Raw genomic sequence first — 23,748 nt, 5'->3', positions numbered from 1 at the left:
CTATGTAACTTTATAACGATGATAAAGGCAGAAGACATCTACAAAGTAACCAACAACGGGCTGGATATAATTCTACATTATTATCCGCAAGCCCGGGATTGTGTCGGAACCAACCGCCATTTTAAACGCCGGCCGTCAGAAGACGACGCGTCGGCCTGTATCAAATTGTTCGGTAAGGAAGGTTCCCAGCAGGTTTATAAGGTAACGGATTTCGGCGATACCGGAACGGCTCAAAGTCCCGTCGATATCTGCATGTATGAGGAAGGCCTCCGGTTTAACGAGGCTATCCTTAAACTTGCATCCATGTACAACGTAACCGATGAACTCAACCGTAACGTAAACAAACCGGATATCCGTAAAGTTCCGGCCTCCCAAGATCAGAAAGACGGTACTAAAATTTTCGAGCTTGCCGATCATCTCGCCCCGGATCAGTTACGCATACTCGGCCCCCGTGTCACCCAGGAGAACGCCGAGGCCCTGCACTGGTATTCGGCCAAATATATAGGGTATGTAAAAAATCGCGAGGTAACCTATAAATACGCGACTGCGACATACCCTATCTTTATGCGCGAATGTCTGGTAAAACCGGCCGAAGGCGACACGCCCGAAGTGAAGTTCTATAAAATATACGAGCCCCTGAATCCGGACAAGCAGTGGCGTTTTTCCTACACCCCGGAAGGTGTCAAGCCGAAGGACTATATAAACGGTCTTTCCGAACTGAAAGCCTTATACCGGGAGTTTAATTCCAGGGAAGAAGCCGCCTTTAAAAAGAATCCGGCCAATGCGGAAAAGCCTTATAAGGAACAGAAGCTGCAGGAGGCGTTTATATGTTCCGGAGAGCGCGACGCCCTGTGCGTTAAATCGCTGGGCTTTTCCCCGATCTGGTTTAATTCGGAAACATATAAACTTTCCGAACAGGACTACAAGGAGATCATGAAATACGTTGAAGTCCTGTATAACATACCCGATATCGACACGACGGGCAGGGTGAAGGGTACGGAACTTGCACTACGTTTTATCGATATCCACACGATCTGGCTACCGGCCTGGCTTACCACTTACCGGGACCAGCGGGGCAAACCCCGTAAGGACTTCCGGGACTTTATGGAATTACGAAGCAAGAACGAGGATTTCCGTAACCTTATGACGCTTGCCATGCCCGCCAAATTCTGGTATTCCAAGTTTAACGAGAAATCCCGGCAATGGGATCACAATATAGACGCGGACTGCCTTCACTACTTTTTACGTCTTAACGGTTTCTATTCGCTTCATGATGAAAATTCCAGTTCAACGAAATACATCCGTATTACCGGCAATATTGTAAAACTGATAAAGGCAAAGGATATCCGGAAGTTTATCCGCGGTTGGGCCCAGGATAGTTTTTTATCCCGCGATATAAGAAACCTTATTCTGAACAGCCCCAAACTGTCAGATACGGCCCTGGACAATTTGCAGGAAATAGAACTGGACTTTACCAATTATACCCATAATACGCAGATGTTCTTCTTTCCCGGTTGCAGCATGGAGGTAAGCGGTATCGGTATAAAGGAACATCCGGCCAACGGCAGCACATTATCCCACTACGTTTGGGAAGAAAATGTACTGAAACACAAAGTCCGTCTTATGGAAGACATGTTTACCATTTCCCGTAAAAAAGACATAGAGGGCAACGATGTATTTGATATCCGGATAAATGCCGTACCGTCTAACTTTTTCGGCTATGTAATCAATTCGAGCCGCGTTTACTGGCGTAAGGAACTGGAATACAATTTCGATAACAAGAGCGTGGGGGAAGCAGAATCCTACCGGGAGAAACATAAATTCGATATCGAGGGGGAAGGCCTCATGGCGGAAGAAGTGGCCGAACAGAAAAAGAACCTTATCAATAAGATATTTACTATCGGTTATATGTTGCACCGGTATAAATCCCCTTCCCGTGCCTGGGCACCGCAGGCCATGGATAACAAGATCGGTGAAGACGGGGAATGTAACGGGCGTTCGGGTAAATCATTCATGTTCAAGGCCCTTTCCTACTTTATGAAGACCGTCAAGCTTTCCGGCCGTAATCCTAAACTAATGGATAACCCGCATGTGTTCGACCAGGTGAACCAGCATACCGACTTTATTCTGGTGGATGATTGCGACCGGTATCTTAATACGGGCCTGTTTTACGACATCATCACGTCAGATATGACCGTGAACCCGAAGAACAACCAGTCGTTTACTATACCTTTCGAGGAATCGGCCAAGCTGGGATTTACAACTAATTACGTTCCTATTGATTTTGATCCGTCTACGGAAGCCCGTTTGCTGTACCTGGTATTCTCCGACTACTACCACCAGCGTACGGAAGATAACGACTACCGGGAAACGCGTTCTATCCGGGACGACTTCGGTAAGGATTTGTTTTCCAAGACTTACAGCGAGAACGAGTGGAACGCCGATATAAATTTCTTCTTGCAGTGCTGCCGTTTTTATCTTTCCCTTTGCGAGGAATCTATAAAATTGCTTCCGCCCATGGAAAACATTATCAGGCGTAAATACAAGGCCGATATGGGAAATAACTTTGAGGATTGGGCGAACTCTTATTTCTCTCCGGACAGCGAGCACCTGGATAGCTTTATTGTTCGTGAAAAGGCTTTTGCTGATTACAAAAGCTTTTCCGGTGTGAATAAAATCACGATGCAGCGTTTTACAAAGGCCCTCAAAGGTTTTGTGGCCCTTTGTCCCTACATTGAGGAACTCAACCCGAAGGACCTTTGTAACTCCCAGGGGCGTATTGTACGTAAGGATAACGACGGAAAGGCCGCTGACATGATCTATCTACGTTCATGCGGCACGGCGGAAACGGCTGCCGGTGGTGGAACGGAACCGGCCGATCCGACACTCATGTTTGTACCTGATGAACGACCGGATGAATGAATAACGCGCATTTGAAATTAAACAGCATGTCCGAGTTTACCGCGCTCTGGAACAGCGGCGAGAGGTTCCGGAAATTCGCCGAACAGGTCTACCGCTATCTGGAGCGTATGAAACCCGGTACCGTCCTGATGCTGGAACGCTATTCGGGCGAGCAGCTCGAATGGATCATCAAAACGGCCTGTGTTTTTATCCTGGAAGGAGACAACTCCCTGGAGTATGAATTTAATGAGGACTATACGGCCGTCGTGCACCGCTATGTACCCCCGGACGTAAAGAAATGGATTTTAAGCAGGTGCAAACATCGCGTATAAGACGGATCGGAGCCGGTATAAGATACGAAAAGAGGGACCAGATACGAATGTGTCGGTCCCTCTTTTCGTATGGAAACAGATGCGTCCCGCCCGGCTTCCCTCCCCATACCCCACCTCTATTTCATACAAAATTTTAGTAACCTTGTAACCTTTGTTTGCTTGAAAGAAAAAAGTCTGAAAATCAAATAAATAAATAGGAAATAAAGGTTACGAAGTTGCAGTTACAAAACGGTTACTAACTTTTCCGGTTTGTAACACTGGCCTTTTTATCTTCTACCGGTAAGCCCGGTTACAAACTGTTTTCCTGCCATTTTTTTGTAACGGGAATTAGTAACGCTACTAAGTTGCTAAAATACAGCATATTATCTTTACCGGTTGCCCGGTTACGAAATTACAAAAATTTAGTACCGGATTATATTAGAACAGCTTGGCAGAGAAAATACCGGCCGTGTGGCAGCAGGAAAAGGCACGTTATAATTATTCTCCCAGAGTATATTTATTAAAATGGCGGCTGAAAGCCTACATTTTCTCGTAAATGGCAGAACAACAGCCCATAAAGAAATATCTTTGCCCTTAAAAAGGAATGTTATTGTTATGATTACCACCCGAATACAGATTGAATCCTACCTGGCCGAGTATGTCCGGGGCAAATATTACGACGAAACGGTCGGTACCGTCCGTTTTCCTTCTTCGTCCGATATCTATGTGACTATTTACGATCTCATGGAGAAACGGCCAGTTAATTGTTCGGCTGACCGCGGCAACCTGGAGTTTATGCTGCCTGACCGCCGGGAGGCCAATTTTGCCGGCGGCAAGTCTCCGGAACAGTTCAATTACATTTCCGTACGTGGTACCGCCATTCTTGAAAAGCGTTTGCGTGCCCTGATGTGGGCCGAGCTGCACGAACTCATGGACGAAAACAAGTACCTGCACGGTATCGAATTTAAGGAAACCGTTTTTACCTTCCTGAAAAAGTATAATATCTCTTCCATTCAAGAAGACGGACTACTGAAAAACTACCAGCGGTGGCGGGATAGTTTCAGGCGTAAGAAGAAAAGGGCCTATAATCGAAAAAAAGTGTAAAAAAGCAAGTTATTTTTTACCTACCAACTGTATCTGTTTGTCCTTTTTTGTCCGGTTTTTGGCTGAAAAACGTCCGAAAAATGCTGAATATTTGATTATCAACACTTTATATCTATAATTATGTCAAGGAAGTTAATATCCTCCCCCCATAGCCTGCAACTGGTTCCCGTTTACAACATTATTCATTTTGGCGTCGTGCGTTCGAAAGTCGTTATTCGCTCAATCGGAAAACCTGATATTCTTACGATCGTACCGGGAACCTTAAAACCAGGTGACAGCAAAAATGAAGACGTCTATACTAAAAAACATACCTTCAAACTTGCCGACGTGTCGCGAAATAAGACGCTTTATCTGGAAAACCTGAAAGCGACGCCCTTTGTCGCTCTCTATATTGATGAAACGGGTAATACCCGTGTTTCCGGTTCTCCCGATTATCCGCTTACCTTTTCTTTTGAGATCGGCGGGGGGCTGTATAATTGTACCCTGTCCGGCACGGGTCCGGGCGTTGATGCGTTTCTGTAGGCTTCTTTCAGTCCTTCTCTACCTATAATATAGGCGTTTTCTTTGTCGTAAAAAAGAGAACGTGGACAAAATACAGGAGATTTTTACAGCACCTTGGGCAATCGCTGATAATGATTATTACCGGTTGCTTTCTTTACTTGTGCCGTGTGTTGCAGCCGGCAACCTGGATGCGATCGAAAAACGGCTTAACAATAATAAAATAACCGCTTACGCTACTACTCCTTACCTTGCCAACCGGTGGGAACTGGATGATGACACCCTGCCGGCTGACAGCGTGGCCGTCATTATCCTGGAAGGTACCTTGTATTCTTGGGAGACTTACCGCCTGGAACAGCAACTCCGGGATATTTCCGGTAATCCGAAGATTTGCGGCGCGGTACTCTGGATAAACGGTCCGGGCGGTATGGTCGCACATGTGGACCTGGCGGCTAAAATGATTGCCGAATCTTCCAAACCTATAGCTACTTACGTGGCCGGTACCATGGGGAGTGCCCATTTCTGGCTGGGAACCGCCGCCGGTAGAACCTTTATCGCTTCCCCTATGTGTGAAGTCGGTTCCGTCGGGATCATGCTTACTTACCAATCTTTTAAGGAATATTTCAGGAAACAGGGCATTGATTACCGGGAAATCTATCCGGATAGTGCCGATCTGAAAAACTATGAAACCCGCGCGATTGAAAAGGATAACAACGAAGAGCCTATAAAGCAGCGTTTGGTCGTCATGCACCGTATTTTCTGCGATGCGATCAGTCGGAACCTGGGTATTGCCTACGATCCGGAACTTCCCCTTTTCCGGGGACAGATATTCACCGGCGACGTGGCCGTGGCAAACGGCTATATCGATCAGTTCGGTACGTTGGAAGACGCGGTAAAGTGGGTACTGGCACAGGCCACCGTCAGAAAAGTAAACGAGATGTATAACATATAGTATTAACTTCAAAATTTTGTATATATGAAATTTAAGAGCTTTTCCGCTCACATTCTGGCCCTGTTGGGCCTGTCGGAATGGAGCAAGATAGAGGATAAAAACTCTATCACGGCCGAGGAAGTGGCAAAACTGAAAAACTACGGTTTTACCGAAAAATTCCTCACGGACTTTAAAGCGTCCCTCGAGAACGACTTCCAGGACGAAGCCGAAGACGGAAACCAGGGAGAGGAAACCGAGGAACCCAGAACTACCGCTTTCCTTCGCGGTTTGTTGGGTGATACTGCTGCCCGTCTGACACAGGCGCAGGAACAGCTTGAAGCCTTGCAGACGCAACAGCGTGACGAAAACCGGAACAACACCGCGCTGATTGCCAAGAAGGATGCCGAAATAACGAAGCTTTCCGGCATTATCGCCCAACTTTCGGCCGCTGCGGAAGATGATCCGGGCAAAGGGAAGCAACACAACGCCCAGGCGGACGGTAAAGGGGCTTTCAATCTCCAGGATGAAAAGCAGCTGGGAGGCTTGCAGGGTGAAATGTTCTCACTGGACCGCCCGTATAACCTTCGCGCCAAAGCTGCGTTAATGGAGGCTGCCGGTTTTGAAATGATTGCTCTTCCGAAAGCAAGTTCCATTGACTACAGCCGTTTGAAGGAGGACCTCGGGGCCTTTTACCGTATTCCCTGGCAACAGCGTTTGCAGTCGTTTTTAATGGAACTTCCTTCCATTGAAAGTATTTTCCCGCTTGAATCCGGTTATCAGGATTTGGCTACGCTGGTAAACATTTGGCTGGGTGAGTTCTCACAGGCCGGTAATGAGGAATCCGACTTCGACAAGGTGACTAAAGGTTCCTACGAGTTCGACGATGAAACCCTGCGCATGTTCAACGTGATGTTTGCACACCGTTTCAAAAATTTAAAAGCCCTGGAGAAAACCTGGATCGGCACTTTGAACAAGGAAGGTTCAAACCCTATCAAGTGGTCTTTTATCGAGTACATCCTGGCCGAAACTGCCAAGAAGTTGCATAACGAGCGCGAACAACGCCGTATTAACGGAATCCGTAAGGACCCGAATCTGAACGAACCGGGCAAAGCACTTGCTGCAGCTGACGGTCTGTATGAGTTCCTGAACAAGAAAGTGAACGGACATACCGATATCAATAACGGAAAGTTCGTTTACCAGATCAAGCCGTTCGAGCTGGGAGAACTTACCGAAGCAAACATCGGTGAAAAGGTGTACAAGGGTACTTCCATGATCCCGGCGGTTCTTCGTGACAGCGGTAACCTGGCACTTTATATGCCTTCGCACTTTATTGTATTGTATCATAAATACAATGAACTGCATTACGGACAGAACCAGGATTACAAGGCTAATATCATGTATGTGAAGGAATATCCGGCGGTAAAGATTATCCCGGTTCCCAATGCTGACAACCACCACCGTATTTTCTGGACGTTTGAAGGCAACATTAAAACCTACGAGGACAAACCGGGTGAAATGACGGCTTTCAACCTGGAGCAGGAAGACTGGAGCCTGAAAGTCTGGAGTAACTGGCGTGAAAGTATCTGGGCTATTGCCGTGGGCTTCAAGTACACCAAGAAAGAAGATATGGACTATACGCGCCAGATGATCTTCTGTAATGAGTATGACCGCCCGGCGTCTTACTTTGTGGACGCTGACAAGGACAAGAACCCGTCGGCCAAGCTTCATACCTCCATTGTTACCGTAGCCAACACAGCCGAATTTACGATTACCGATATTGAAGACGCGCCGGTAGGTACGGTTATTTCCCTGAAATGCGGAAGCGTGGATAAAGGTGTTAAGATTGAAAAGAGCGGAAACTTTGAACTTATTTCCGAGGCCTGGCAGCCCGGCAAGGGGGATGTTATCAAACTGATGAAACGTGCCGACGGTAAATTTATCGAGATCGGCCGCGAAAACGCTTCTTCCGATGCGTTACAGTTTGCGCCGGATGAAACGGAACCTTCCTTGCTTGACGGTGAAGTATTCGTAACCGGTGAGAATACAAAGGCGACGGCAATCACTAACTTTACCGATGCGGAAGCCGGTGTTGTTTACACGATCTACGGAAACGGTTCTGAATATGCTTCCACCATTGCGGCCGGCGGAAACTTTGTTTTAACCGAAGCTATGACACTTTCCGAAGGCAAGTTTATCAAGCTGGCGAAAGCCGCCGACGGTAAATTCTACGAAGTGGCAAGAGGCTAATTTTTTGCGGAAGGGATACTTTATCCCTTCCATTTTATAACATTATAAATCATTAAGTTATGACATACGTAAAAGCAAGCGTAAGAAGGCCGGCCGGCAATCCCGGTAACGGTATTCAGCCCAAGGATCAGCTCGTAATTTACGACGTTGACGATATTCTTTCCTTTCCGCAGAGAAACGATGCCGGCGTGGTTATCGAGGATGATATCGTAATGAAGGCGGGACGTTACGCGATCGGTATTTACCTGACACCCGGTACCGCTGAAATCAGTTCCAACAGTGACGGGGAAACGGACGCCGAAGGTTATACGCCTTCCGTTAAGTTCAATCATCCCGGTAATGAACAGGAAATTCGCGAGTTTAAGACAAACTGGCTGTCCAAGAAATGTATCGTTGTGCTCCGTTATTGTAGCGGAAAGCCTGCCGATCTGATCGGAACACCCTGTAACCCGTGTAAATTATCCGTTTCTTATACCGGTTCCAATGAATCGAATACGAACGAGCTTACTTTCACCCAGATCAGCAAGGGGGATGATATCGCCATTTACCGGGGTACCGACACCCTGGAAGAACCGGTGGCCGTAGTGGAAGCCGGTGCCACGGATATAGATTACCAGACGGACGGGCAGTACCAGCTTTCCGCAGGTGCGGCTAAGATAGCCGGTGTTACCGGTGGAAGTCATGGATCGGTAATTACCCTTATGGGATGTTCGGGCGTTGCGCCCACAGTGGAGACGGGCGGTAATTTCCTTCTGAAAGGTGGTAAGACGTTTACCGCTTCCGAAGGTTCCCAACTGACGTTGCGGGCGTTTAACGACGGTTCGGAGGCTATGAAATGGATTGAACAAAGCCGTTATGAGGCGTAAGTAAACGGCTTTCATATAATTCAAAGGGTGACCGGCAGCACATGCCCGGCCACCCTTTGTCCTTTTTAGGGTAATTGCCCCTTTTTTCCTTTGTATCATCAAATTTTTATATAGTATGAAACAGGAAATTATTACCTATCTGGCCGGTCCGCGTAACTTCATTCAGGGCGTGGAACTGTACGAGAAATACGGTATCAACCGTATGTTAAAGAAGTCATTCCGCCGGCAGGGAGAAACGGAAACGATGAAGGCCATTCTTTTAGAGGAACTACGGAAGTTGGCCGGGCTTTCCGAACGTGAGTTTAAGACGATCCGGCGCAACTCCAAACAGCCGGCCGCGGTAAAAATGGAACCCGTCCGGGAGGAAACACCCAAAACGCCGGTAAAATACAGCGATGATTTGTTGCTGGAACTTGCCGAATCTTTCGGTGTCAGCGTGGAAGAACTCGTTTCGTCCGATTTCCGGGATAAGGTTCTTTCCATGGATGAAAATGCCGACCGTGTGGAAGAGCTGGAAGAGGAACTGGAAGAGGCGGAGAAACGATACAAGGCAGCTCCGGAAACCGTAACCAAAATGATACGTTTCCGCGAGAAATTTACCTTTCTGAACTCTCCGGATTGTCCCGACATTCTGAAAATACTTGTTTCCGACATGTTCACCGCATACGGGAAGTATAAGGAAGCTTTTGCCCGCCTGGAAGCCACGCCGGATGATGTCAGTTCACTTTCTACAGCACAGGAAGCGCAGGCGGTTGTGGAAAACTTCATCGCTAACCGCGATATGTGGGACGAACTGGAATATTACCGGGAGAACGGAAAGATTCTGGGTAAATGTGAGAAGGTAAAAAGTTTGTCCGTCCGTAAGGGCGTCGAGAACCTTTCGGATATCGACATACAAAAGGCACTGAATAACGCCCGCGCCAACCTTTCAAAGAATAAGGCGAAACTGGAACAGGCCGGGGATGATGAGAAGAAGAAAACGAGTGCCCTTGCATTGATCCAGAAGTGGGAAACTACACAGAAGGCCATAGAGGAAGAAATCGAGGCGCGAAAAAAAAAGTAGTCGAACTTATTGCCAGTCTGACAGGGAAACGGCAACGGATCACAAAGAACCTGGGCCGTTTCTCTCATCCTTGCGACCGCTCGGAGCTGGGACACCAGCTCAAAACATTAACCCTCCGGATAGAAAAAGAAGAAAGCCGGCTTAAACAACTTTCCAATGATTACAAACAAAATTTATAACGAGGACTGCCTGGAGGCGTTGAAACGTGTTCCGGACAATTCCGTAGATTGTATAATAACCGATCCGCCTTATTTCCTGGGAATGACACACAACGGGCAGAAAGGCAGCTTTAAAGATTTGTCTATCTGTAAACCCTTTTACCGGGATTTGTTCCTGGAATTTAACCGGGTGAAGAAACCCGGTGCTTGTGTGTACTTTTTTACGGACTGGCGCGGGTATGCTTTCTATTATCCGTTGTTTGACTTGTATATAGGCGCGTCAAACATGATCGTCTGGAACAAACAGTCGGGCCCGGGTAATCATTACGCCTTTATACATGAGCTTATTTTGTTTCATTGCGGGAAGGGTGTTTCTATCGGTGCCACAAACATAATAGATAATATCCGGTCTTTTGCGTCCGGTGCGAAACTGGTAGAAGGTGAAAAGGTTCATCCCACACAGAAACCGGTGGCGTTGATCCGTAAACTGATTGAAGACAGTACAAAGCCCGGCGATCTGATCCTGGACACTTTCGGCGGTTCCGGTACTACAGCCGTGGCAGCCATTGAAAGCGGCCGGAACTTTGTATTAATGGAACAGGACGAAATTTATTATTTCACGGCACAGAAACGAATAAAAGATGCGTATGAACGATTTAACGGTGGTGGATAGTATTTACCTGGATGCGCAGCAAAAAGAGGATGTACGGCGTTTGTCTTCTTTAGGGTATTCGCCGAAAGACATAGCCGTTTCCCTGGGGCTTTCTCTGGAGGATGCCAGGCTTTTTGTCCGGGATGCGGAAACGGTAGGAACTTCCGTTAACTTCCTGATCCGGGAAGGGATTCTGGTAGCACGTGCCGCCCCTGAAATAAAACTCCATGAAGCGGCGGAAGGCGGAAACGTGGAAGCTATAAAACAGCTGGAGGCCGTACGGAAAAGACATACTTTTGAACGTTTAATCGAACAAATGGATGACGACGAATTTAATTAAGCCCTCACGAATAGACTTTGACAAGGTGGATATCAACCAGATTCAAAGGATTCTTTCTACCGGTACGCTGGAAGCCCTCGCGCCCGATGAAAGGGAATATTACAGCCTTATGGAAATGGTACGGGGCCTTCGTGCCCGTATGCGTATAAATGGTAAGCTGGTGACAAAGGCCGGCATCATCCGCCTTTTGAAGTCGGAACCTTACGGCCTTTCGGACTGGATGGCCCGCCAGGTGTACGCTGACAGTCTCAATTTCTTTTATACGCAGGATAACGTACGCCCGCAGGCTTTCGCTAACTTGTATGCGGAAAAGGCCGAAAACTGGGCGAATACCGTCTTTCTTATGGGAAATGTGAAGGAGGCTAAGAACCTGCTGAAACTGGCGGCGGAACTTCGCGGATGTTATAAGGATCAACAGGCCGAAATACCGGAGGAACTGCTTTCACAGAAAAGCACGGTTATTTATACTACCAGCCGTAAGGATCTGGGTGTTCCTGAAATCGACCGTAAGGAACTGGAAGAGTTTATCGACGCGATCCCGGAAATTCCTGTTATTGTACGTGATAATATAAAAGAGGACGCGCGTATTAAAGCTTTTGACCTGAAAAAACGTATGTTGTATGATATCAAAGAGTTCGGGGAAGATAACGAAGGTGAGTAACGCCGATGATGTGGAAATCAAATACGGCCATATAATCCAGGTTCTGACGGACTGGATCGATACTACTATCCTTGTATCTGTTGACGGGCGCGGTATGGCCAAATCGACCGTTATACAAGCCAGGCGTTCCGCCCGTTGCGTGGAAGAAATGCCCGGCGGTGCGTTCGCTTTTGTTGCCAATACCTACAGTAACCTGGAAGATAATATAATGCCGGCCGTTCAGAAGGGCTGGCAGCTTATGGGCCTGATCGAAGGGGTACACTATGTAAAAGATACCCGCCCGCCTGAATCCTGGCGGCGTAAATGTTCGGTTATTGTAGATGATTACAAGCATGTTTACAGCTTCTGGAACGGATGCGTTATTTTTATGGGATCACTGGATAACCCTTCACTGCTTGCCGGAAAGTCTGTAATACATCTGTTTTATGATGAAGCGAAGTACGACAAGGAAATGAAAGTAAACCGCGCTATGCCTATTCTTCGCGGTGATGCGATCACTTACGGACATTCCCATTTGTTCCTGGGGATAACCATTACTACCGATATGCCGGATATCGACGAAAACGAGTACGACTGGTTTTTCCGGTATGTCAAGCAAATGGACCCGGAACGGATCATTAAAATAGTACAGGCGGCAAGTATGCGTAATGATCTGGTAATTTCTCTATTAAAAGAAGAAAGAAAAAATAAGCCTTCCCCCTTGAAGCTGAAACGTTTGAAACGGGATATTGAATATTACGACCGGGCTTTATTGAAGTTGAGAAAAGGACAAACGTTCTTTCTTAACGCTTCTTCATTCGCTAATGTTGAGATACTTACGATAGAGTATTTAAAGCGGTTGTATAATGGTACGCTGGAGCTTCACGAATTTAAAAAGTCGGTGGTGGGTATGCGTCCCGGTCTTCGCAGGGATTTACGTTTCTATGTGTTGTTTGGTGAAGGACATAAGTATTATAACGGTACCGCTTCCGGGGAAGCCGCTTACAGTTCGCGGGAACTCCGGTACCTGCACCATGATAAAACGATTGAAGGCGGTATGGACTTCGGTAATATGCTTTCTTTGGTGATCGGTCAGGCGGACGGTGCTTATTACCGGGTACATAAGAACTTTTTTGAGATACCGCCGGGCTGGTTCCGGGAGATCGCCGACCAGTTCCTCACCTTCTTCCAGAACCACGAATACAAAGAACTGGATTTGTACTATGACCGTGCAGGTAATAACTTTGAGAAACAGAAGGAGGATTACGCGGGTAAGATCAAAGACGCCATAGAAAAAGACGGCAGCGGGAACCGTACCGGCTGGATCGTAAACCTAAAGAGCCGTAAACAGGCAGTTATCCGACAGGATGCAGAATACGACTTTATGCAGGAGATTATGGGCGGTACCAACAAGAACCTGCCTATCTTGCTGGTTGATGCGGTGAACTGTAAAGAAATGGTTAGTTCCGTAGAAAAGGCAAAGGCTGAAATCAAATACCGGGGTAATTCTAAGGTAGTGTTCAAAGTGAAGAAGTCCGAAAAGCTTGCACCGAAAAAACTACCGATGTTATCCACCAATTTCTCCGACGCTTTCAAATACTTATTGATGCGCCCCGGCTGGATAGCTTTAGTACGGGGCAAGCGGACGCTACAGGCCGACTCGTTTGTGGATCAATGGATAGAGAACAGGCATAAAAGGTAATTGCCTTGTAACGCTGGAAAATTGGTTTTCCGGCGTTTTTTGTGTTATCAGGTTACGGGTACCCCTCCGGGAGAGGTCATATTTCACCTTTTAGGGGGAGGGCAACTGCTTTCCGACTTCTGAGCGGCTCGGTCTTCGGAAGGTGTCATTTTTTTAGTTTTTGAATTTTTTTTCGGCTTTTGACTGTTTTTCAGTCGTTTATCTGCATTTAGACCAAAATTTTACGCGAAAAAGTGCGTTTTTTATGTGTTTTTACTCGTTTTTTGCCCGTTTCTGGGTGAATTACCGTGTATTTTTGGGCGGTTGCCTTTCATTTTTGGGGATTATATTCTTTATAAATGTACATATTTAAGTATTTTTGCAGCCGTCAAAATTACACTGCATATAACCGTCAGAACTTACGGGTGGTACAGATGAAAGTATACACTAATTTTAAGTTACTGATATGAAGAAATTATTATTAATTACCGTGTTGGCTATTTTAGTAGTAGCAGCGACAGCACAAGAAACTCGAAAAACGTTTTGTGAAATTGTTGGTACAGGGAAAGTCTTAAGTTCTAAAGTCAAAATACAAATAGACTTCGGGCAAAAAACATCTTATTTCGGAAAATACAAAACGTTTATGGTAGATGAATCCGGGAAGAAAATTGAATTTAATTCTATGGTAGACGCCATGAATTATTTAGCAAAATTTCGGTGGAAATTTGAGCAGGCGTATGTTGTTACAAATGAGAGCACGAATCAAAATGTATATCATTGGTTATTAAGTAAAGATATAGTTTCTGATGATGAAATACGAGAAGGAATTATAACACAAAAAGATTTTGAAGACATGGAGAAAGCGGCCATGGAAGATAAAGAGAATAAAAATGAAGAGGTTGAAAAGAAAGTTCCTTTATTTATGCGAAATATGAAAAAGGAAAGTGATGAAGAGGATGAAGCTCAAAAGAGATATGAACCATAAGAATAGATTAACGCTCGCCAATTTTGGCGGGCGTTTTTGTTACGAAGTAACGAATCGTAGAGTCGATAAATTTTCTTTTATGGTAAACTTTTATTAACGTTTTTTTTTTTTTGTTCAGATTTTAATACCGACATTTGCCCCTGTCAAAATTACACCGCTGGTGCGGTCCGGTGAGTCTCGGTTATTGGCTCGAATAAACAACGGGCTTTTTTTATGCTCGGTATTTATCTATTTTGGATATATAAGGCGGTTGCCTTTCCCTAACTTATAACCCGATCTTCGGACGGTTTGCGGTGTAATTTTGACGAATTAGGGGAAATGGTAACCGCCTTTCCCATGTAAAATAGTCAAAATTACACCGTTATGAAAAAAGAACTTCAATCCGGCACAAGCTACGTGCCTTCGTTCCGTACTGGTAGCACGGACGTAAACACGATCCAACATCGTTATTTTCAGGAACCGAAACATGAATGTACTGTTTGTTCAACTTCTGGGGCTTATTACTTATCTGCTATCGCTTGTTTCTGTCTTACTTTTATCTATCCACCGGCTGTCATTGGTGCAGTTATATGTGTGTGTCGTGCCAAGAAAGCGAGGAAAGGAGGCCGAAAATGATATCTTATTTTATAGAGCTTAACGAATATAAACCACAGAATCGAAAATGTGCTGAAATGGCAGAGTTTGCAAACCAGTTTGGTAATACGCTTTGCCCTGATAAAATTTCCTTTGATGCTTTTAAAACTGAACTGGAAGCAAAGGTAAAGGAGCTGAACGAGAAATACCCTAAAACAATGCCGCTGAAAATATCTTCCGGTAGCGGGTTTATTCATATAGATCAGGACACTAAAACACATAATAACGGCTGTGACAAGCCTGTAGCCTATTTTTTCATTTACCGGGTTAAAAGAATATATAGGTTTTCAGAGCGTCCCCAGATAGAAAAGAAAGGAGGTGCCGAATGATATATACTGAATATCAGCAAGTGTTACTTACTCAATTACAAAACAATGATAAAAGGATTGAGGAAATAAAGAAGGAAAAGGAAGAAATACAGGAAATGTTTCTACAAGAAAGTAAATTTAAACCGGGTGATCTGATACAGATTGATTATAAAATAAGCAATGCTACTTTTAAAGTTCGTGGCTGGATTTTCCGGATTACATTCTGGAGGAATCGCCCGTATTATCACCTGAATTTACCCAAGAAAGACGGTTCCCGCGGATTAAGGGTTAAAAGTGTATGCGACGGGGTACTGGAAAGTATAACAAGTATTTCACATATTAAATTAGAAGACTTAAAAGGAGGTGCCAGATGAATACAAATAATCCTGATATCCTATTTTTCGTTAAACGTGAATACGGTACGCCTTCCATTGAATTAAGAGCATATAAAGTGGAGAAGGTTAACAATGAGTTTGCTTTCCTTGAACTTGAACGTTTACGGTTGGTTGTTTTCTCTGGTAATTTTCAGTCTGTATCACTTCATCACGAGTACGGTAAAAACAACTGTATGTATAATAGTGCTAATAATATACCGGATTTGATGAAAGACATGAAGAGGTGGCAGTTATCGCCCATTGACAGACGTAATTACGAACGGTTTAGGAAAGTCGCCCTCGGGATATACCGGCAGGCCGGAATAATTGATTTCACTACCTTAGAGACTACACCGATTAAAAACGTTTAATGAAAGATTTGTTATGAAAGATATAGAAGTAAACGGCGCACATATAACAGATGAAAGTGCCGGAATATTGAAGCAGTGGCAAGTTAAGACGGAGCCGGTTTCCGCTTGTTACATACGAGTAATAGAGGAAACTATCGACGATTTGACCGATGAAGGGGGCGAACCTCTTTCCGCTGAAAAAATAGTAGAAAGAATCAGAACTTTACGTATGATGAAAAAAGACATCGAAAAGCTGTCTAATCCTTAATATTAATAATTTAGCATACCGGCTGAAAAGGCAGCCGTTGGGTTTAAGTCCCAGGTTAGGGTTTGTTTGTGCCGGGGTGGTTCCCGGCACTCTTTTTTATGTCCTTTTTGTCCGTGTCCGTTCTTCCCACCTTTGCAGTAACCAATCATTCAAATTATGAAAATAGGAACGGACAAATGGAAGCATTTCGGGATTAATTACGCTATATGTGCCCTGTTGGGTAATTATGGTGTTCCCTTTGCCCTGGGTGCTTCATTGGGTAAGGAATACGGGGATAAAATGTCACCCGGTAATAAATGGGACTGGAAGGATATTCTGGCAGACCTGGCCGGGATCGTGGCGGGCTATTTGACGCATGTATGTACCGTCTGGACCATAATGTAAAATTTTCAACTCTATCAATATGACGGAAACGATAATTACAGCGATTATTACGGCTCTTTGCACGGGTGGACTGACCTGGTTATTCACTCTCCGATATACCCGTAAACAGGCGGAAGCTGATGCCATGAAGTCAGTACAAGAGGTTTACCAGGAACTAATCGAGGATATGAAGAATGACCGTAAGGAGCTAAAGAACGCGTACCAGGAACAGAAAAAACGGTTTGACGAAGTGGATAACAAGTACAAGGAAGTCCTGCAGAAATGTAACGAAATGGAAAAGGCAATCAAGCAGAACGCCCGTGTAATGGACACTATGAAGCCGTTTCTTTGCGGTGTGAAAAATTGCCCGAACCGTAAATCTATCACTTTTGACACTAATAATAATTAACGACTTAATAAACATGAGACATGGAATCGTACACCTACTTATTTTTATTTGTTTTGCAGCTTGTTTTTACGGTTGTCGTTCTTCTCGCTCTGTTACACGAAAAACGGTTACAGAAGCAACTGGAGAAGAAAAACAAACAACTACTGACGGAGTTATTGAACTTGCGCGGAGAGATTCAAGCAATGAGGAGCACGTACTTGACGTTTACCGGGAAGATAGTACGCATATCCGTATCGACTACGACAGCCTCGGAAGAATTAAAGAAATTGATTTCAGCAACCGAAAAACTGAAAAAAGAACTGGAAAGAATCAAAGCAGTTCCTTCCAGGATCATAAGGAAACTACCAGTCAAGCGGAAACAGTCGTTACCCGTAAATCCGACGTTAAGCAACAAAGCCAGGAAAAAGAAAAGGTTACAAACGGGTGTAGCTTATGGACGTTCCTAAAATTCATGTTTTTCTTTCTATCCTTTTGCCTGGTCCATGATAACTGGGGCGGGATTAAAAGTTTTATCCGCCGACTATGGAAAAAATAAACCTTTATGTAGCGGTAGAACAGATGAAGCGGATTACCATTTCAGGGGGAACCTTTTCTATCAAGTTCCGGAAATGGAACCGGCAGACACGGGACGGCGGTGACATGGTGATACTCACGGCCGCCCGTTTGAGGAAGAAGGCGACGGATGAAAGCATCGAAAATTCAAGCTATAAACTATTCCTGACGGACACCACAACGGGTCGGCCGCTGAATTGCTGGGAATGCCTGGTAATGGAGTTCAACGGGAAAAGAATAACGATTTAAGAGTATGGAAATAAGACGAAGTGGCAACTTTGGAATTATAGATACCGGCACTGACAAGGGTTTGATCTCCTTTTCTATCGGTGGCCGCGGTAAAGGTTGGGAACCTTCCAGCATCCAGTTAAACCGGCGGGGGGCTTTCTTTTCGCGTAAGATCAGCGTAAACGGTACTTTTATTGTTCCCATGGGGGATAATAACGACATGCCGGGCGATGTCATGCGTTTACTGGATAAATTCTACGCCGGTGAAGGTATTATGGGTAAAATAGCCGGTTTGCAGTGGGGAGAAGGTCCACGGCTGTATGAGGATGCAATCGACGAAGACAATAACCGTTTTTACCGGCGTTGGAAACTCGATCCGGAAATAACCGCCGACCTGGAGTCGTGGGATTACACGACGGTTCTTCATCGCTCACTCGTAGACTTAACACACATGCAGGGCTTTTTTATAAAGTTTGTCCGGAACCGTGCGCCACGTGTGGGCAATCCCGGGCGTTTGGTACGGCTGGAACATATTCCCTACCAGAAGGCCCGTCTGGTATATCCTCCCGACGGTGAGGATGAACCGCAGGAAGTGCTTGTGGGCGACTTTCCTTATCCTGATCCGGCTTATACTTACCGTTACCCGATCTTTGATCCGGCCCACCCGTTCAAATATCCGGTTTCCGTGAAGTATTATAATATCTATTCCTTTTGTAAGGACTTTATGAGTACGCCGCGTTTTCTGGGTGCGCTTGACTGGCTGGAGCTTGCCGGCGGTCTGGCCGCTATCCTGATCGCCTATAACGAAAACGCTTCGGCCATTTCCCTGCATATCGAATCGCCGCAGTCTTACTGGGACCGCGCGGAAGCACGTATAAAACAGGTTTGCGAGCGTACAGGCGAGAAATATACGGCCCAGATGCTGGAAGATTTCAAGGACGAAGCTATGGAGAAATTCGCCTCCAACATTACCGGAAGGCAGAACGCCGGAAAATACATGCACACGACCAAATTCTGGAATCCGGAAGCGAATAACTTTGAGGGCTGGACGGTGGAACCACTGGATAAGAAGATAAAGGATTATGTGGACGCCCAGATTAAGATATCCAATAAGGCGGACGCTGCCGCCACTTCCGGCTTCGGTCTTGATCCGGTACTTTCAAATCTGATTATAGAAAACAAACTTTCTTCCGGATCGGAGAAATTATACAGCCTGAAAGTGTATAACGCTTCTGAAACGGCTATTCCGGACATGATCCTTTGTAAGCCGTTACAGCAGTATATTAATGCCAACTTTCCGGGTACCGCAACGAAAGTAGGGCTTTATCGTACCATAGTGGAAGCGGAACAGAACGTTTCACCCTCTAACCGTATGAAAGAAAATGCGTAGTCTGTTTTTTACACCGAAACCGGAAGATGTGCCGGAAGAACCGGTAAGCGACCGGCAACCGGAAGAGAACCGGGCCGATAACACCCCGGACAAGCATATAAAGGCCCGCCGGACGAAAAACGTTCATTTTGATCGGCGGATAAAATCGGAGCTGCACCTGGAAGAGTGTTTGCCCTGGCATTTTGAGAAAGGGGCGTCTTATCACTGTATCAGTCATGGGGACGTTGATAGCCTTACTTATCTTCGTGTGATCGTGAAGCAACAACCGGTGGAATATGTTCTGATTTCTACCTGGTGTATGGCAATTACCGATGTTAAGGAGGTGGAGAAATGGCTGGAGAGAAAAGACATAGGGCACGCGGATTTTTATGTAGGTGAAATCTTTCAAGGTTCCTACGCGGATGTTTATTTATACCTAAAGAAGGTGGCGGAACGTTTCGGATCACGTGTCTGTATTTTCCGTAACCATGCTAAAGTAATGGCCGGTTTTGGTAACGCTTTTGATTTTGTAATAGAAAGCTCGGCCAATGTGAACACCAATCCGCGTACGGAACAGACCTGTATAACGATAGACACCGGGCTGGCCCGCTTTTATAAGGAGTTCTACGATGAAATAAACAATTTCACAAAGGATTTTGATAATTGGAAACCATATACACTAAAAAGAGACCGAGCAAATGACGAAGTTATTTAATAAAGGCGGTGACGGTGCCGGTGAAATAGTCCGTGTTCTGGGATTGATCGATAATGATCTTGATTTTACCAAGTGGGAACCTATCTTACCGCTGGGTATTCGGGATTTACAGGCTATCATCGGAACGGAACCCATAGACGCGGTAGATAAGTATTACCGTGAAGATCATGCGGACGGCACGGAATCGGACGGCATGGCGGAAACTTTGCGGCTGATGCAGCAGGCGGTGGCGATGTTTACCTGGTTAAAGGTCATTCCCACTTTGGACGCACAACACGGAACGGCCGGACGTGGCAAACACCTTGGAGAGAATGAAACGGGTATGACTGCCTTACAGGAGTTCAAGGATGAAGAGAATATCCGGAACCTGGCTTATGAAGCCGTAGACGCGTTGGTGGAGCTAATGGACCGAGAAAAGTTTGATTTCTGGATGAACGGCATTAAGAAAAAGGCTATAAACCGGCTTCTAATCCAGAATAAGGAAACGTTCGATGAATATTACAATATCGGCAGTCACCGGCTTTTCCTGGTACTTATTCCTATGATCCGGGAAGTCCAGGACGGGCAGATAATACCTGTTATCACCCGGAACCGTTATAATAAACTGATTGAAGGCGATACCGTTTTAACGGAGAAATTGCTGGAGTATGTACGCCGCCCGCTTGCACTTCTCACCATAAAAAAGGCCGTTGAACGTTTACCGGTGGAAGTTCTGCCAAGTGGAATCGTACAGGTACAGCAGAGCACAACCGTACGAGATAAATTGCGGGCGGAAAAAGAGGCCCGGCAATCGGTTGCTAACAGTCTGGAGCAGGACGCGGCGGCTTACCTGGATGTATTGCAGGATATCATCAGGGAACTGGATGCGCAGTCGGAAACGGTGGATTACTATATACCGGGTGTTACCGTACAATCCAAAGGAATAACCTTTTAATGTCCGGATATGGAGAAGTTTACATATAATAGTAAGACGGCGGAGGTTCCTTCCTGCCTGGATGAAGTCAGCAGTGAGCAGTACCGGCAGTTTCTTATATTGTCGGTACTGATGAACCGCGGTACGATCAGCCCCGGACAGTTCCGCGTAAAATGGCTTTCTTTCCTTCTGGGCATGAAAGCGGATTACACCATGTACCGGCGTGAGATCATCCGAGAGCTGGACGGTCAACTGGAAAAGCTGGACGGCTTTTTCTCTTATACAACCGGTAAAGAGGGCGAGCGGATCGTTACGCCCATTCTGAAAACTGGGCGTAACCTGATGCAGGATTTCGGGGGCTGGCATGGTGTCGGTGACATGCTGAACGGTCTTACTTTCGGTAACTTTTGTGATTGCCTGGATTTGTTGCAGCAAAGCAAGCAGGCGGCAGAAAAAGACGAACCGGCTATAAATGAAATCTTCCAGGATATCACATTAAAGCTTTACCGGTACAAGGACCCGGAGAAGATGCCGGCCGTTCCTTCCTTGCTTGCCATTCATGCGGTAAACTTCTTTTCCGCTGTTTGGGAAATGGTTCTTTCCGGACCGGTTTATATCGGTGGTGAAGCTATCGACTTTCGGATATTGTTTCAGAAGCTGGCATCCGAGGACCGGAAGGCAGACGATAAAACCGGATGGACCGGGATAGTCTTTGAGGTAGCGGCTTCCGGCGTGTTCGGCAATAAGAAGGAGGTGGACGATACACCCTTTTGGGATGTATTGCTTTATCTGTATAAATGTAAGTTTGAGTATTTACACCAAAAACGTAACAAGAAATGAGAACGACAACAGGAACAAAAAACAAGATCAAGAAATTCGAGGGGTTGCGCCTGAAAGCATATGTATGTGCCGCGGGAGTATGTACGATCGGTTACGGTCACACGGCTGGCGTAAAACCGGGTGATGTTATTACCGAGCCCCAGGCCGACGCTTTCTTTGAATCGGATATCAGAGCAGTAGAAAACCAGGTGAACGCGCTTCCCCTTCATTTGGGACAGTACCAGTTTGACGCGGTAGTAAGTTTTTGCTTTAATGTAGGTATCGGAAAATTCAAGAATTCAACGCTTTATAAGAAGATCAGAGCGGATGCGTATGATTCATCCATACCGGCAGAGTTCAAAAAGTGGATATACGGGGGCGGTAAGATTCTTCCGGGGCTTGTTACCCGCCGTGAATGGGAGGCGAAACGTTATCAGGGATTGACGATATGATAGATATAAAGGTTTACCGTGAATACTGGGAAGGCGTGCAAAAACGTGTTCCTGAAATAAAGAAGGTGCTACCCGTTACCATTGACGAGGAAATGAGTAAGACGATACAAGGACTATCAAAAGAAGAATGTCCGGTGCTCTTTATTCTGATTCCGTCGGGAACGGGTGCCAGCCTTTCGGCTGACAATGTGAGGGAAAATAATTTATGTGTTATTTTCCTTATGAGCAAGTACGATCCCCAACGAAAAGGGGCTTATGAGACTATCGAAGAGGTGCAGCCGGTTATGGAGCGTATCAAACAAATGCTGATAGAAGATTCTGCCACCGGTTGCCCTGTCACTAAGGAACTGGATTTAACCAGCCTTTCCACTCTTCCGGAATCCGGCTTTTACCGGACGTTTGCGGGGTGGAGCCTGGCTTTCTCATTTAAAACAAGATTCTAATGGATGCTTTTGCGTGGTTCTGGTTAACTGTCATAGTAGGTATTATTACAATAGGTGTAAATGATGCGTTGTGTACCTATTGGAAATATAAATATGCCTCAAACAAGAAAAATGAAACTGTTAAGGATGAATCCGGGAAAAGGCACATTATTTCCGGATTCTCAAAAAATGAATAACTGAATGGCCGAGAATTTTAAAACGGATTTTTTTACCGACCGGATCGGGCGTGGAATACAGGACATATTTCAAGCCCAACTGGATATCGCTACCAAGCGGATATACCAGAAAGGCAGTGAACGTAAGAAAGTACAGGGAACCGGAGAGATCATACAAGGGCGATCCGGTGCATTAATGGCCGCACTACAGAACCCGAATTATTCGGTCGTTCCAGACGGCGAAGGAGTAATCGCACGTTCTAACCTTCCATTATATACCCGCTTCCTGGATATGAAGAAACACGGTAATTACCAGATTTATAACCGGCAGATATACGGGATTCTGTATCATGACACACTCGGGAAGATTAAATATGAATATCAGGATTATGTAAGGGAAAGGGTAAAAGAAATGTTTGCCAGTTCGCTAAAATAGGTAATAAAATTAATACCTAAATATTTGTAGGTAATGATTTTATTACCTATCTTTGTTTCAGTAACCAATAAAACAAAGTTTATGCCTGAAATTTGTAGATTCTTCGGTATTATTATATTCCTCTATTGGAAAGATCATAATCCGCCACATATTCATTTTACTTATGGTGATTATGAATGTTCTATTAGCGTATTGGATCGGATTGTAGACGGTCAGGCTCCAGCTAAAGTTATCGCAAAAGTAAATGAGTGGATTAACTTGCACGAAGCAGAAATACTTTCTCTTTGGGAAAAGGCCCAAAAAGGGGAAAAAATAGATAAAATTGAACCATTAAAATAAACGCTTATGTTACGAGTTATAGATGTGGATTATATTAGGAATTACGAGCTTCTTGTTACTTTCAGCGACGGGAGTAAAAAGATCGTAAATTTGGAACCTTATCTTACAGGTGAGGTTTTCGGGGAGTTATTGGATAAGGAAAAATTTGTTCAATATGGTTTAACCCGTGCTACTATTGAATGGGCCAACGGTGCCGACCTTGCACCGGAGTTTTTATATGAAATTGGTATAGCTGCATAATTTTA

At 45.4% G+C, this 23,748-nt stretch carries 31 protein-coding genes; all 31 read left to right on the top strand.

From position 1 onward, the window contains the following. Positions 1-18 precede the first annotated feature (18 nt). The 31 genes from KSX81_RS24440 to KSX81_RS24290 all read left to right on the top strand — a co-directional run bounded on the left by KSX81_RS24440 (position 19) and on the right by KSX81_RS24290 (position 23,743). A complete protein-coding gene (locus KSX81_RS24440) occupies positions 19-2,922 on the top strand; it encodes a hypothetical protein (protein WP_008998375.1) in 2,904 nt (967 codons plus the stop codon). Continuing rightward, positions 2,919-3,233 carry a hypothetical protein gene (locus KSX81_RS24435; protein WP_008998374.1) on the top strand — a complete coding sequence of 105 codons (315 nt, stop codon included), beginning with the start codon at positions 2,919-2,921 and terminating at the stop codon, positions 3,231-3,233. Before KSX81_RS24440 ends, KSX81_RS24435 begins: the two co-directional genes overlap by 4 nt. A gap of 594 nt (positions 3,234-3,827) precedes the next feature. Continuing rightward, positions 3,828-4,316: a hypothetical protein gene (locus KSX81_RS24430; protein ID WP_217725561.1), complete on the top strand. Its 489-nt coding sequence runs from the start codon at positions 3,828-3,830 to the stop codon at positions 4,314-4,316. A gap of 87 nt (positions 4,317-4,403) precedes the next feature. Further along, positions 4,404-4,838: a hypothetical protein gene (locus KSX81_RS24425; RefSeq protein WP_217725585.1), complete on the top strand. Its 435-nt coding sequence runs from the start codon at positions 4,404-4,406 to the stop codon at positions 4,836-4,838. Between the two features lie 61 nt (positions 4,839-4,899). Further along, positions 4,900-5,766: a S49 family peptidase gene (locus KSX81_RS24420; RefSeq protein ID WP_008640069.1), complete on the top strand. Its 867-nt coding sequence runs from the start codon at positions 4,900-4,902 to the stop codon at positions 5,764-5,766. A gap of 24 nt (positions 5,767-5,790) precedes the next feature. Further along, positions 5,791-7,992: a hypothetical protein gene (locus tag KSX81_RS24415; RefSeq protein ID WP_008998371.1), complete on the top strand. Its 2,202-nt coding sequence runs from the start codon at positions 5,791-5,793 to the stop codon at positions 7,990-7,992. A 59-nt stretch (positions 7,993-8,051) separates the two neighbouring features. Beyond that, a complete protein-coding gene (locus KSX81_RS24410) occupies positions 8,052-8,858 on the top strand; it encodes a hypothetical protein (RefSeq protein WP_008998370.1) in 807 nt (268 codons plus the stop codon). Positions 8,859-8,973: 115 nt separating this feature from the next. Further along, entirely contained in the window at positions 8,974-9,921 is a 948-nt protein-coding gene (locus KSX81_RS24405; RefSeq protein WP_008998369.1) for a hypothetical protein, read from the top strand. A 156-nt stretch (positions 9,922-10,077) separates the two neighbouring features. Then, positions 10,078-10,752: a DNA-methyltransferase gene (locus KSX81_RS24400; RefSeq protein ID WP_008998368.1), complete on the top strand. Its 675-nt coding sequence runs from the start codon at positions 10,078-10,080 to the stop codon at positions 10,750-10,752. Beyond that, entirely contained in the window at positions 10,727-11,071 is a 345-nt protein-coding gene (locus KSX81_RS24395; RefSeq protein WP_008998367.1) for a hypothetical protein, read from the top strand. The genes KSX81_RS24400 and KSX81_RS24395 overlap by 26 nt, the downstream gene beginning before the upstream one ends. Then, the gene (locus tag KSX81_RS24390; protein ID WP_004318181.1) at positions 11,052-11,732 is read left to right on the top strand and encodes a hypothetical protein; all 681 of its coding nucleotides are present in this window, start codon (positions 11,052-11,054) and stop codon (positions 11,730-11,732) included. The genes KSX81_RS24395 and KSX81_RS24390 overlap by 20 nt, the downstream gene beginning before the upstream one ends. Beyond that, a complete protein-coding gene (locus KSX81_RS24385) occupies positions 11,692-13,413 on the top strand; it encodes a hypothetical protein (RefSeq protein WP_195483812.1) in 1,722 nt (573 codons plus the stop codon). The genes KSX81_RS24390 and KSX81_RS24385 overlap by 41 nt, the downstream gene beginning before the upstream one ends. A 445-nt stretch (positions 13,414-13,858) precedes the next feature. Beyond that, positions 13,859-14,377: a hypothetical protein gene (locus KSX81_RS24380; RefSeq protein ID WP_008998365.1), complete on the top strand. Its 519-nt coding sequence runs from the start codon at positions 13,859-13,861 to the stop codon at positions 14,375-14,377. A gap of 363 nt (positions 14,378-14,740) precedes the next feature. Beyond that, on the top strand, positions 14,741-14,992 hold the full coding sequence (locus tag KSX81_RS24375; RefSeq protein WP_032853358.1) for a hypothetical protein: 252 nt from the start codon (positions 14,741-14,743) through the stop codon (positions 14,990-14,992). Further along, positions 14,989-15,339, top strand: coding sequence for a hypothetical protein (locus tag KSX81_RS24370; RefSeq protein WP_004318184.1), 351 nt, complete (start codon positions 14,989-14,991; stop codon positions 15,337-15,339). The genes KSX81_RS24375 and KSX81_RS24370 overlap by 4 nt, the downstream gene beginning before the upstream one ends. Further along, positions 15,336-15,692 carry a hypothetical protein gene (locus KSX81_RS24365; protein WP_008998364.1) on the top strand — a complete coding sequence of 119 codons (357 nt, stop codon included), beginning with the start codon at positions 15,336-15,338 and terminating at the stop codon, positions 15,690-15,692. The genes KSX81_RS24370 and KSX81_RS24365 overlap by 4 nt, the downstream gene beginning before the upstream one ends. After that, positions 15,689-16,063, top strand: coding sequence for a hypothetical protein (locus KSX81_RS24360; protein ID WP_008998363.1), 375 nt, complete (start codon positions 15,689-15,691; stop codon positions 16,061-16,063). The genes KSX81_RS24365 and KSX81_RS24360 overlap by 4 nt, the downstream gene beginning before the upstream one ends. Positions 16,064-16,076: 13 nt before the next feature. Further along, positions 16,077-16,310, top strand: coding sequence for a hypothetical protein (locus KSX81_RS24355; RefSeq protein WP_008998362.1), 234 nt, complete (start codon positions 16,077-16,079; stop codon positions 16,308-16,310). A gap of 156 nt (positions 16,311-16,466) precedes the next feature. After that, positions 16,467-16,694, top strand: a complete 228-nt coding sequence (locus KSX81_RS24350; RefSeq protein WP_008998361.1) for a hypothetical protein — start codon at positions 16,467-16,469, stop codon at positions 16,692-16,694. A gap of 19 nt (positions 16,695-16,713) precedes the next feature. Next, positions 16,714-17,082, top strand: a complete 369-nt coding sequence (locus tag KSX81_RS24345; RefSeq protein ID WP_007478410.1) for a hypothetical protein — start codon at positions 16,714-16,716, stop codon at positions 17,080-17,082. 13 nt (positions 17,083-17,095) lie between these two features. Beyond that, the gene (locus KSX81_RS24340; RefSeq protein ID WP_032853407.1) at positions 17,096-17,617 is read left to right on the top strand and encodes a hypothetical protein; all 522 of its coding nucleotides are present in this window, start codon (positions 17,096-17,098) and stop codon (positions 17,615-17,617) included. Next, positions 17,605-17,883: a hypothetical protein gene (locus KSX81_RS24335; RefSeq protein ID WP_004318191.1), complete on the top strand. Its 279-nt coding sequence runs from the start codon at positions 17,605-17,607 to the stop codon at positions 17,881-17,883. The genes KSX81_RS24340 and KSX81_RS24335 overlap by 13 nt, the downstream gene beginning before the upstream one ends. Positions 17,884-17,887: 4 nt before the next feature. Then, positions 17,888-19,252, top strand: coding sequence for a hypothetical protein (locus KSX81_RS24330; protein ID WP_008998359.1), 1,365 nt, complete (start codon positions 17,888-17,890; stop codon positions 19,250-19,252). Then, on the top strand, positions 19,245-19,946 hold the full coding sequence (locus KSX81_RS24325; protein ID WP_004318193.1) for a hypothetical protein: 702 nt from the start codon (positions 19,245-19,247) through the stop codon (positions 19,944-19,946). The genes KSX81_RS24330 and KSX81_RS24325 overlap by 8 nt, the downstream gene beginning before the upstream one ends. Then, complete coding sequence (locus KSX81_RS24320; RefSeq protein WP_008998358.1) at positions 19,930-20,880, top strand: DUF6712 family protein; 951 nt, start codon at positions 19,930-19,932, stop codon at positions 20,878-20,880. Before KSX81_RS24325 ends, KSX81_RS24320 begins: the two co-directional genes overlap by 17 nt. A 9-nt stretch (positions 20,881-20,889) precedes the next feature. Beyond that, the gene (locus KSX81_RS24315) at positions 20,890-21,699 is read left to right on the top strand and encodes a hypothetical protein (protein ID WP_008998357.1); all 810 of its coding nucleotides are present in this window, start codon (positions 20,890-20,892) and stop codon (positions 21,697-21,699) included. Beyond that, positions 21,696-22,130: a lysozyme gene (locus tag KSX81_RS24310; RefSeq protein WP_008998356.1), complete on the top strand. Its 435-nt coding sequence runs from the start codon at positions 21,696-21,698 to the stop codon at positions 22,128-22,130. The genes KSX81_RS24315 and KSX81_RS24310 overlap by 4 nt, the downstream gene beginning before the upstream one ends. Continuing rightward, on the top strand, positions 22,127-22,573 hold the full coding sequence (locus KSX81_RS24305) for a hypothetical protein (RefSeq protein WP_151850236.1): 447 nt from the start codon (positions 22,127-22,129) through the stop codon (positions 22,571-22,573). The genes KSX81_RS24310 and KSX81_RS24305 overlap by 4 nt, the downstream gene beginning before the upstream one ends. 180 nt (positions 22,574-22,753) lie before the next feature. Beyond that, positions 22,754-23,164, top strand: a complete 411-nt coding sequence (locus tag KSX81_RS24300) for a hypothetical protein (protein ID WP_008998353.1) — start codon at positions 22,754-22,756, stop codon at positions 23,162-23,164. Positions 23,165-23,197: 33 nt separating this feature from the next. Then, positions 23,198-23,503 carry a DUF4160 domain-containing protein gene (locus KSX81_RS24295; RefSeq protein WP_004303371.1) on the top strand — a complete coding sequence of 102 codons (306 nt, stop codon included), beginning with the start codon at positions 23,198-23,200 and terminating at the stop codon, positions 23,501-23,503. A 6-nt stretch (positions 23,504-23,509) separates the two neighbouring features. Beyond that, a complete protein-coding gene (locus KSX81_RS24290) occupies positions 23,510-23,743 on the top strand; it encodes a DUF2442 domain-containing protein (RefSeq protein ID WP_008998352.1) in 234 nt (77 codons plus the stop codon). Positions 23,744-23,748: the final 5 nt, after the last annotated feature.

It is taken from the genome of Bacteroides sp. MSK.18.37, from assembly GCF_019129155.2.
In the GTDB taxonomy this organism is placed as follows: domain Bacteria; phylum Bacteroidota; class Bacteroidia; order Bacteroidales; family Bacteroidaceae; genus Bacteroides; species Bacteroides ovatus.
Note: the sequence above shows the minus strand (reverse complement) of the source record. Positions and strands in the feature narration are given on the sequence as shown.

What these genes read in the sequence shown, in the direction of transcription:
- KSX81_RS24440 (WP_008998375.1), top strand. Translation starts at nt 19, where the DNA reads ATGATAAAGGCAGAAGACATCTACAAAGTAACCAACAACGGGCTGGAT.
- KSX81_RS24435 (WP_008998374.1), top strand. Translation starts at nt 2,919, where the DNA reads ATGAATAACGCGCATTTGAAATTAAACAGCATGTCCGAGTTTACCGCG.
- KSX81_RS24430 (WP_217725561.1), top strand. Translation starts at nt 3,828, where the DNA reads ATGATTACCACCCGAATACAGATTGAATCCTACCTGGCCGAGTATGTC.
- KSX81_RS24415 (WP_008998371.1), top strand. Translation starts at nt 5,791, where the DNA reads ATGAAATTTAAGAGCTTTTCCGCTCACATTCTGGCCCTGTTGGGCCTG.
- KSX81_RS24410 (WP_008998370.1), top strand. Translation starts at nt 8,052, where the DNA reads ATGACATACGTAAAAGCAAGCGTAAGAAGGCCGGCCGGCAATCCCGGT.
- KSX81_RS24405 (WP_008998369.1), top strand. Translation starts at nt 8,974, where the DNA reads ATGAAACAGGAAATTATTACCTATCTGGCCGGTCCGCGTAACTTCATT.
- KSX81_RS24400 (WP_008998368.1), top strand. Translation starts at nt 10,078, where the DNA reads ATGATTACAAACAAAATTTATAACGAGGACTGCCTGGAGGCGTTGAAA.
- KSX81_RS24395 (WP_008998367.1), top strand. Translation starts at nt 10,727, where the DNA reads ATGAACGATTTAACGGTGGTGGATAGTATTTACCTGGATGCGCAGCAA.
- KSX81_RS24390 (WP_004318181.1), top strand. Translation starts at nt 11,052, where the DNA reads ATGACGACGAATTTAATTAAGCCCTCACGAATAGACTTTGACAAGGTG.
- KSX81_RS24385 (WP_195483812.1), top strand. Translation starts at nt 11,692, where the DNA reads ATGATATCAAAGAGTTCGGGGAAGATAACGAAGGTGAGTAACGCCGAT.
- KSX81_RS24380 (WP_008998365.1), top strand. Translation starts at nt 13,859, where the DNA reads ATGAAGAAATTATTATTAATTACCGTGTTGGCTATTTTAGTAGTAGCA.
- KSX81_RS24375 (WP_032853358.1), top strand. Translation starts at nt 14,741, where the DNA reads ATGAAAAAAGAACTTCAATCCGGCACAAGCTACGTGCCTTCGTTCCGT.
- KSX81_RS24370 (WP_004318184.1), top strand. Translation starts at nt 14,989, where the DNA reads ATGATATCTTATTTTATAGAGCTTAACGAATATAAACCACAGAATCGA.
- KSX81_RS24365 (WP_008998364.1), top strand. Translation starts at nt 15,336, where the DNA reads ATGATATATACTGAATATCAGCAAGTGTTACTTACTCAATTACAAAAC.
- KSX81_RS24360 (WP_008998363.1), top strand. Translation starts at nt 15,689, where the DNA reads ATGAATACAAATAATCCTGATATCCTATTTTTCGTTAAACGTGAATAC.
- KSX81_RS24355 (WP_008998362.1), top strand. Translation starts at nt 16,077, where the DNA reads ATGAAAGATATAGAAGTAAACGGCGCACATATAACAGATGAAAGTGCC.
- KSX81_RS24350 (WP_008998361.1), top strand. Translation starts at nt 16,467, where the DNA reads ATGAAAATAGGAACGGACAAATGGAAGCATTTCGGGATTAATTACGCT.
- KSX81_RS24345 (WP_007478410.1), top strand. Translation starts at nt 16,714, where the DNA reads ATGACGGAAACGATAATTACAGCGATTATTACGGCTCTTTGCACGGGT.
- KSX81_RS24340 (WP_032853407.1), top strand. Translation starts at nt 17,096, where the DNA reads ATGAGACATGGAATCGTACACCTACTTATTTTTATTTGTTTTGCAGCT.
- KSX81_RS24335 (WP_004318191.1), top strand. Translation starts at nt 17,605, where the DNA reads ATGGAAAAAATAAACCTTTATGTAGCGGTAGAACAGATGAAGCGGATT.
- KSX81_RS24330 (WP_008998359.1), top strand. Translation starts at nt 17,888, where the DNA reads ATGGAAATAAGACGAAGTGGCAACTTTGGAATTATAGATACCGGCACT.
- KSX81_RS24325 (WP_004318193.1), top strand. Translation starts at nt 19,245, where the DNA reads ATGCGTAGTCTGTTTTTTACACCGAAACCGGAAGATGTGCCGGAAGAA.
- KSX81_RS24320 (WP_008998358.1), top strand. Translation starts at nt 19,930, where the DNA reads ATGACGAAGTTATTTAATAAAGGCGGTGACGGTGCCGGTGAAATAGTC.
- KSX81_RS24315 (WP_008998357.1), top strand. Translation starts at nt 20,890, where the DNA reads ATGGAGAAGTTTACATATAATAGTAAGACGGCGGAGGTTCCTTCCTGC.
- KSX81_RS24310 (WP_008998356.1), top strand. Translation starts at nt 21,696, where the DNA reads ATGAGAACGACAACAGGAACAAAAAACAAGATCAAGAAATTCGAGGGG.
- KSX81_RS24305 (WP_151850236.1), top strand. Translation starts at nt 22,127, where the DNA reads ATGATAGATATAAAGGTTTACCGTGAATACTGGGAAGGCGTGCAAAAA.
- KSX81_RS24300 (WP_008998353.1), top strand. Translation starts at nt 22,754, where the DNA reads ATGGCCGAGAATTTTAAAACGGATTTTTTTACCGACCGGATCGGGCGT.
- KSX81_RS24295 (WP_004303371.1), top strand. Translation starts at nt 23,198, where the DNA reads ATGATTTTATTACCTATCTTTGTTTCAGTAACCAATAAAACAAAGTTT.
- KSX81_RS24290 (WP_008998352.1), top strand. Translation starts at nt 23,510, where the DNA reads ATGTTACGAGTTATAGATGTGGATTATATTAGGAATTACGAGCTTCTT.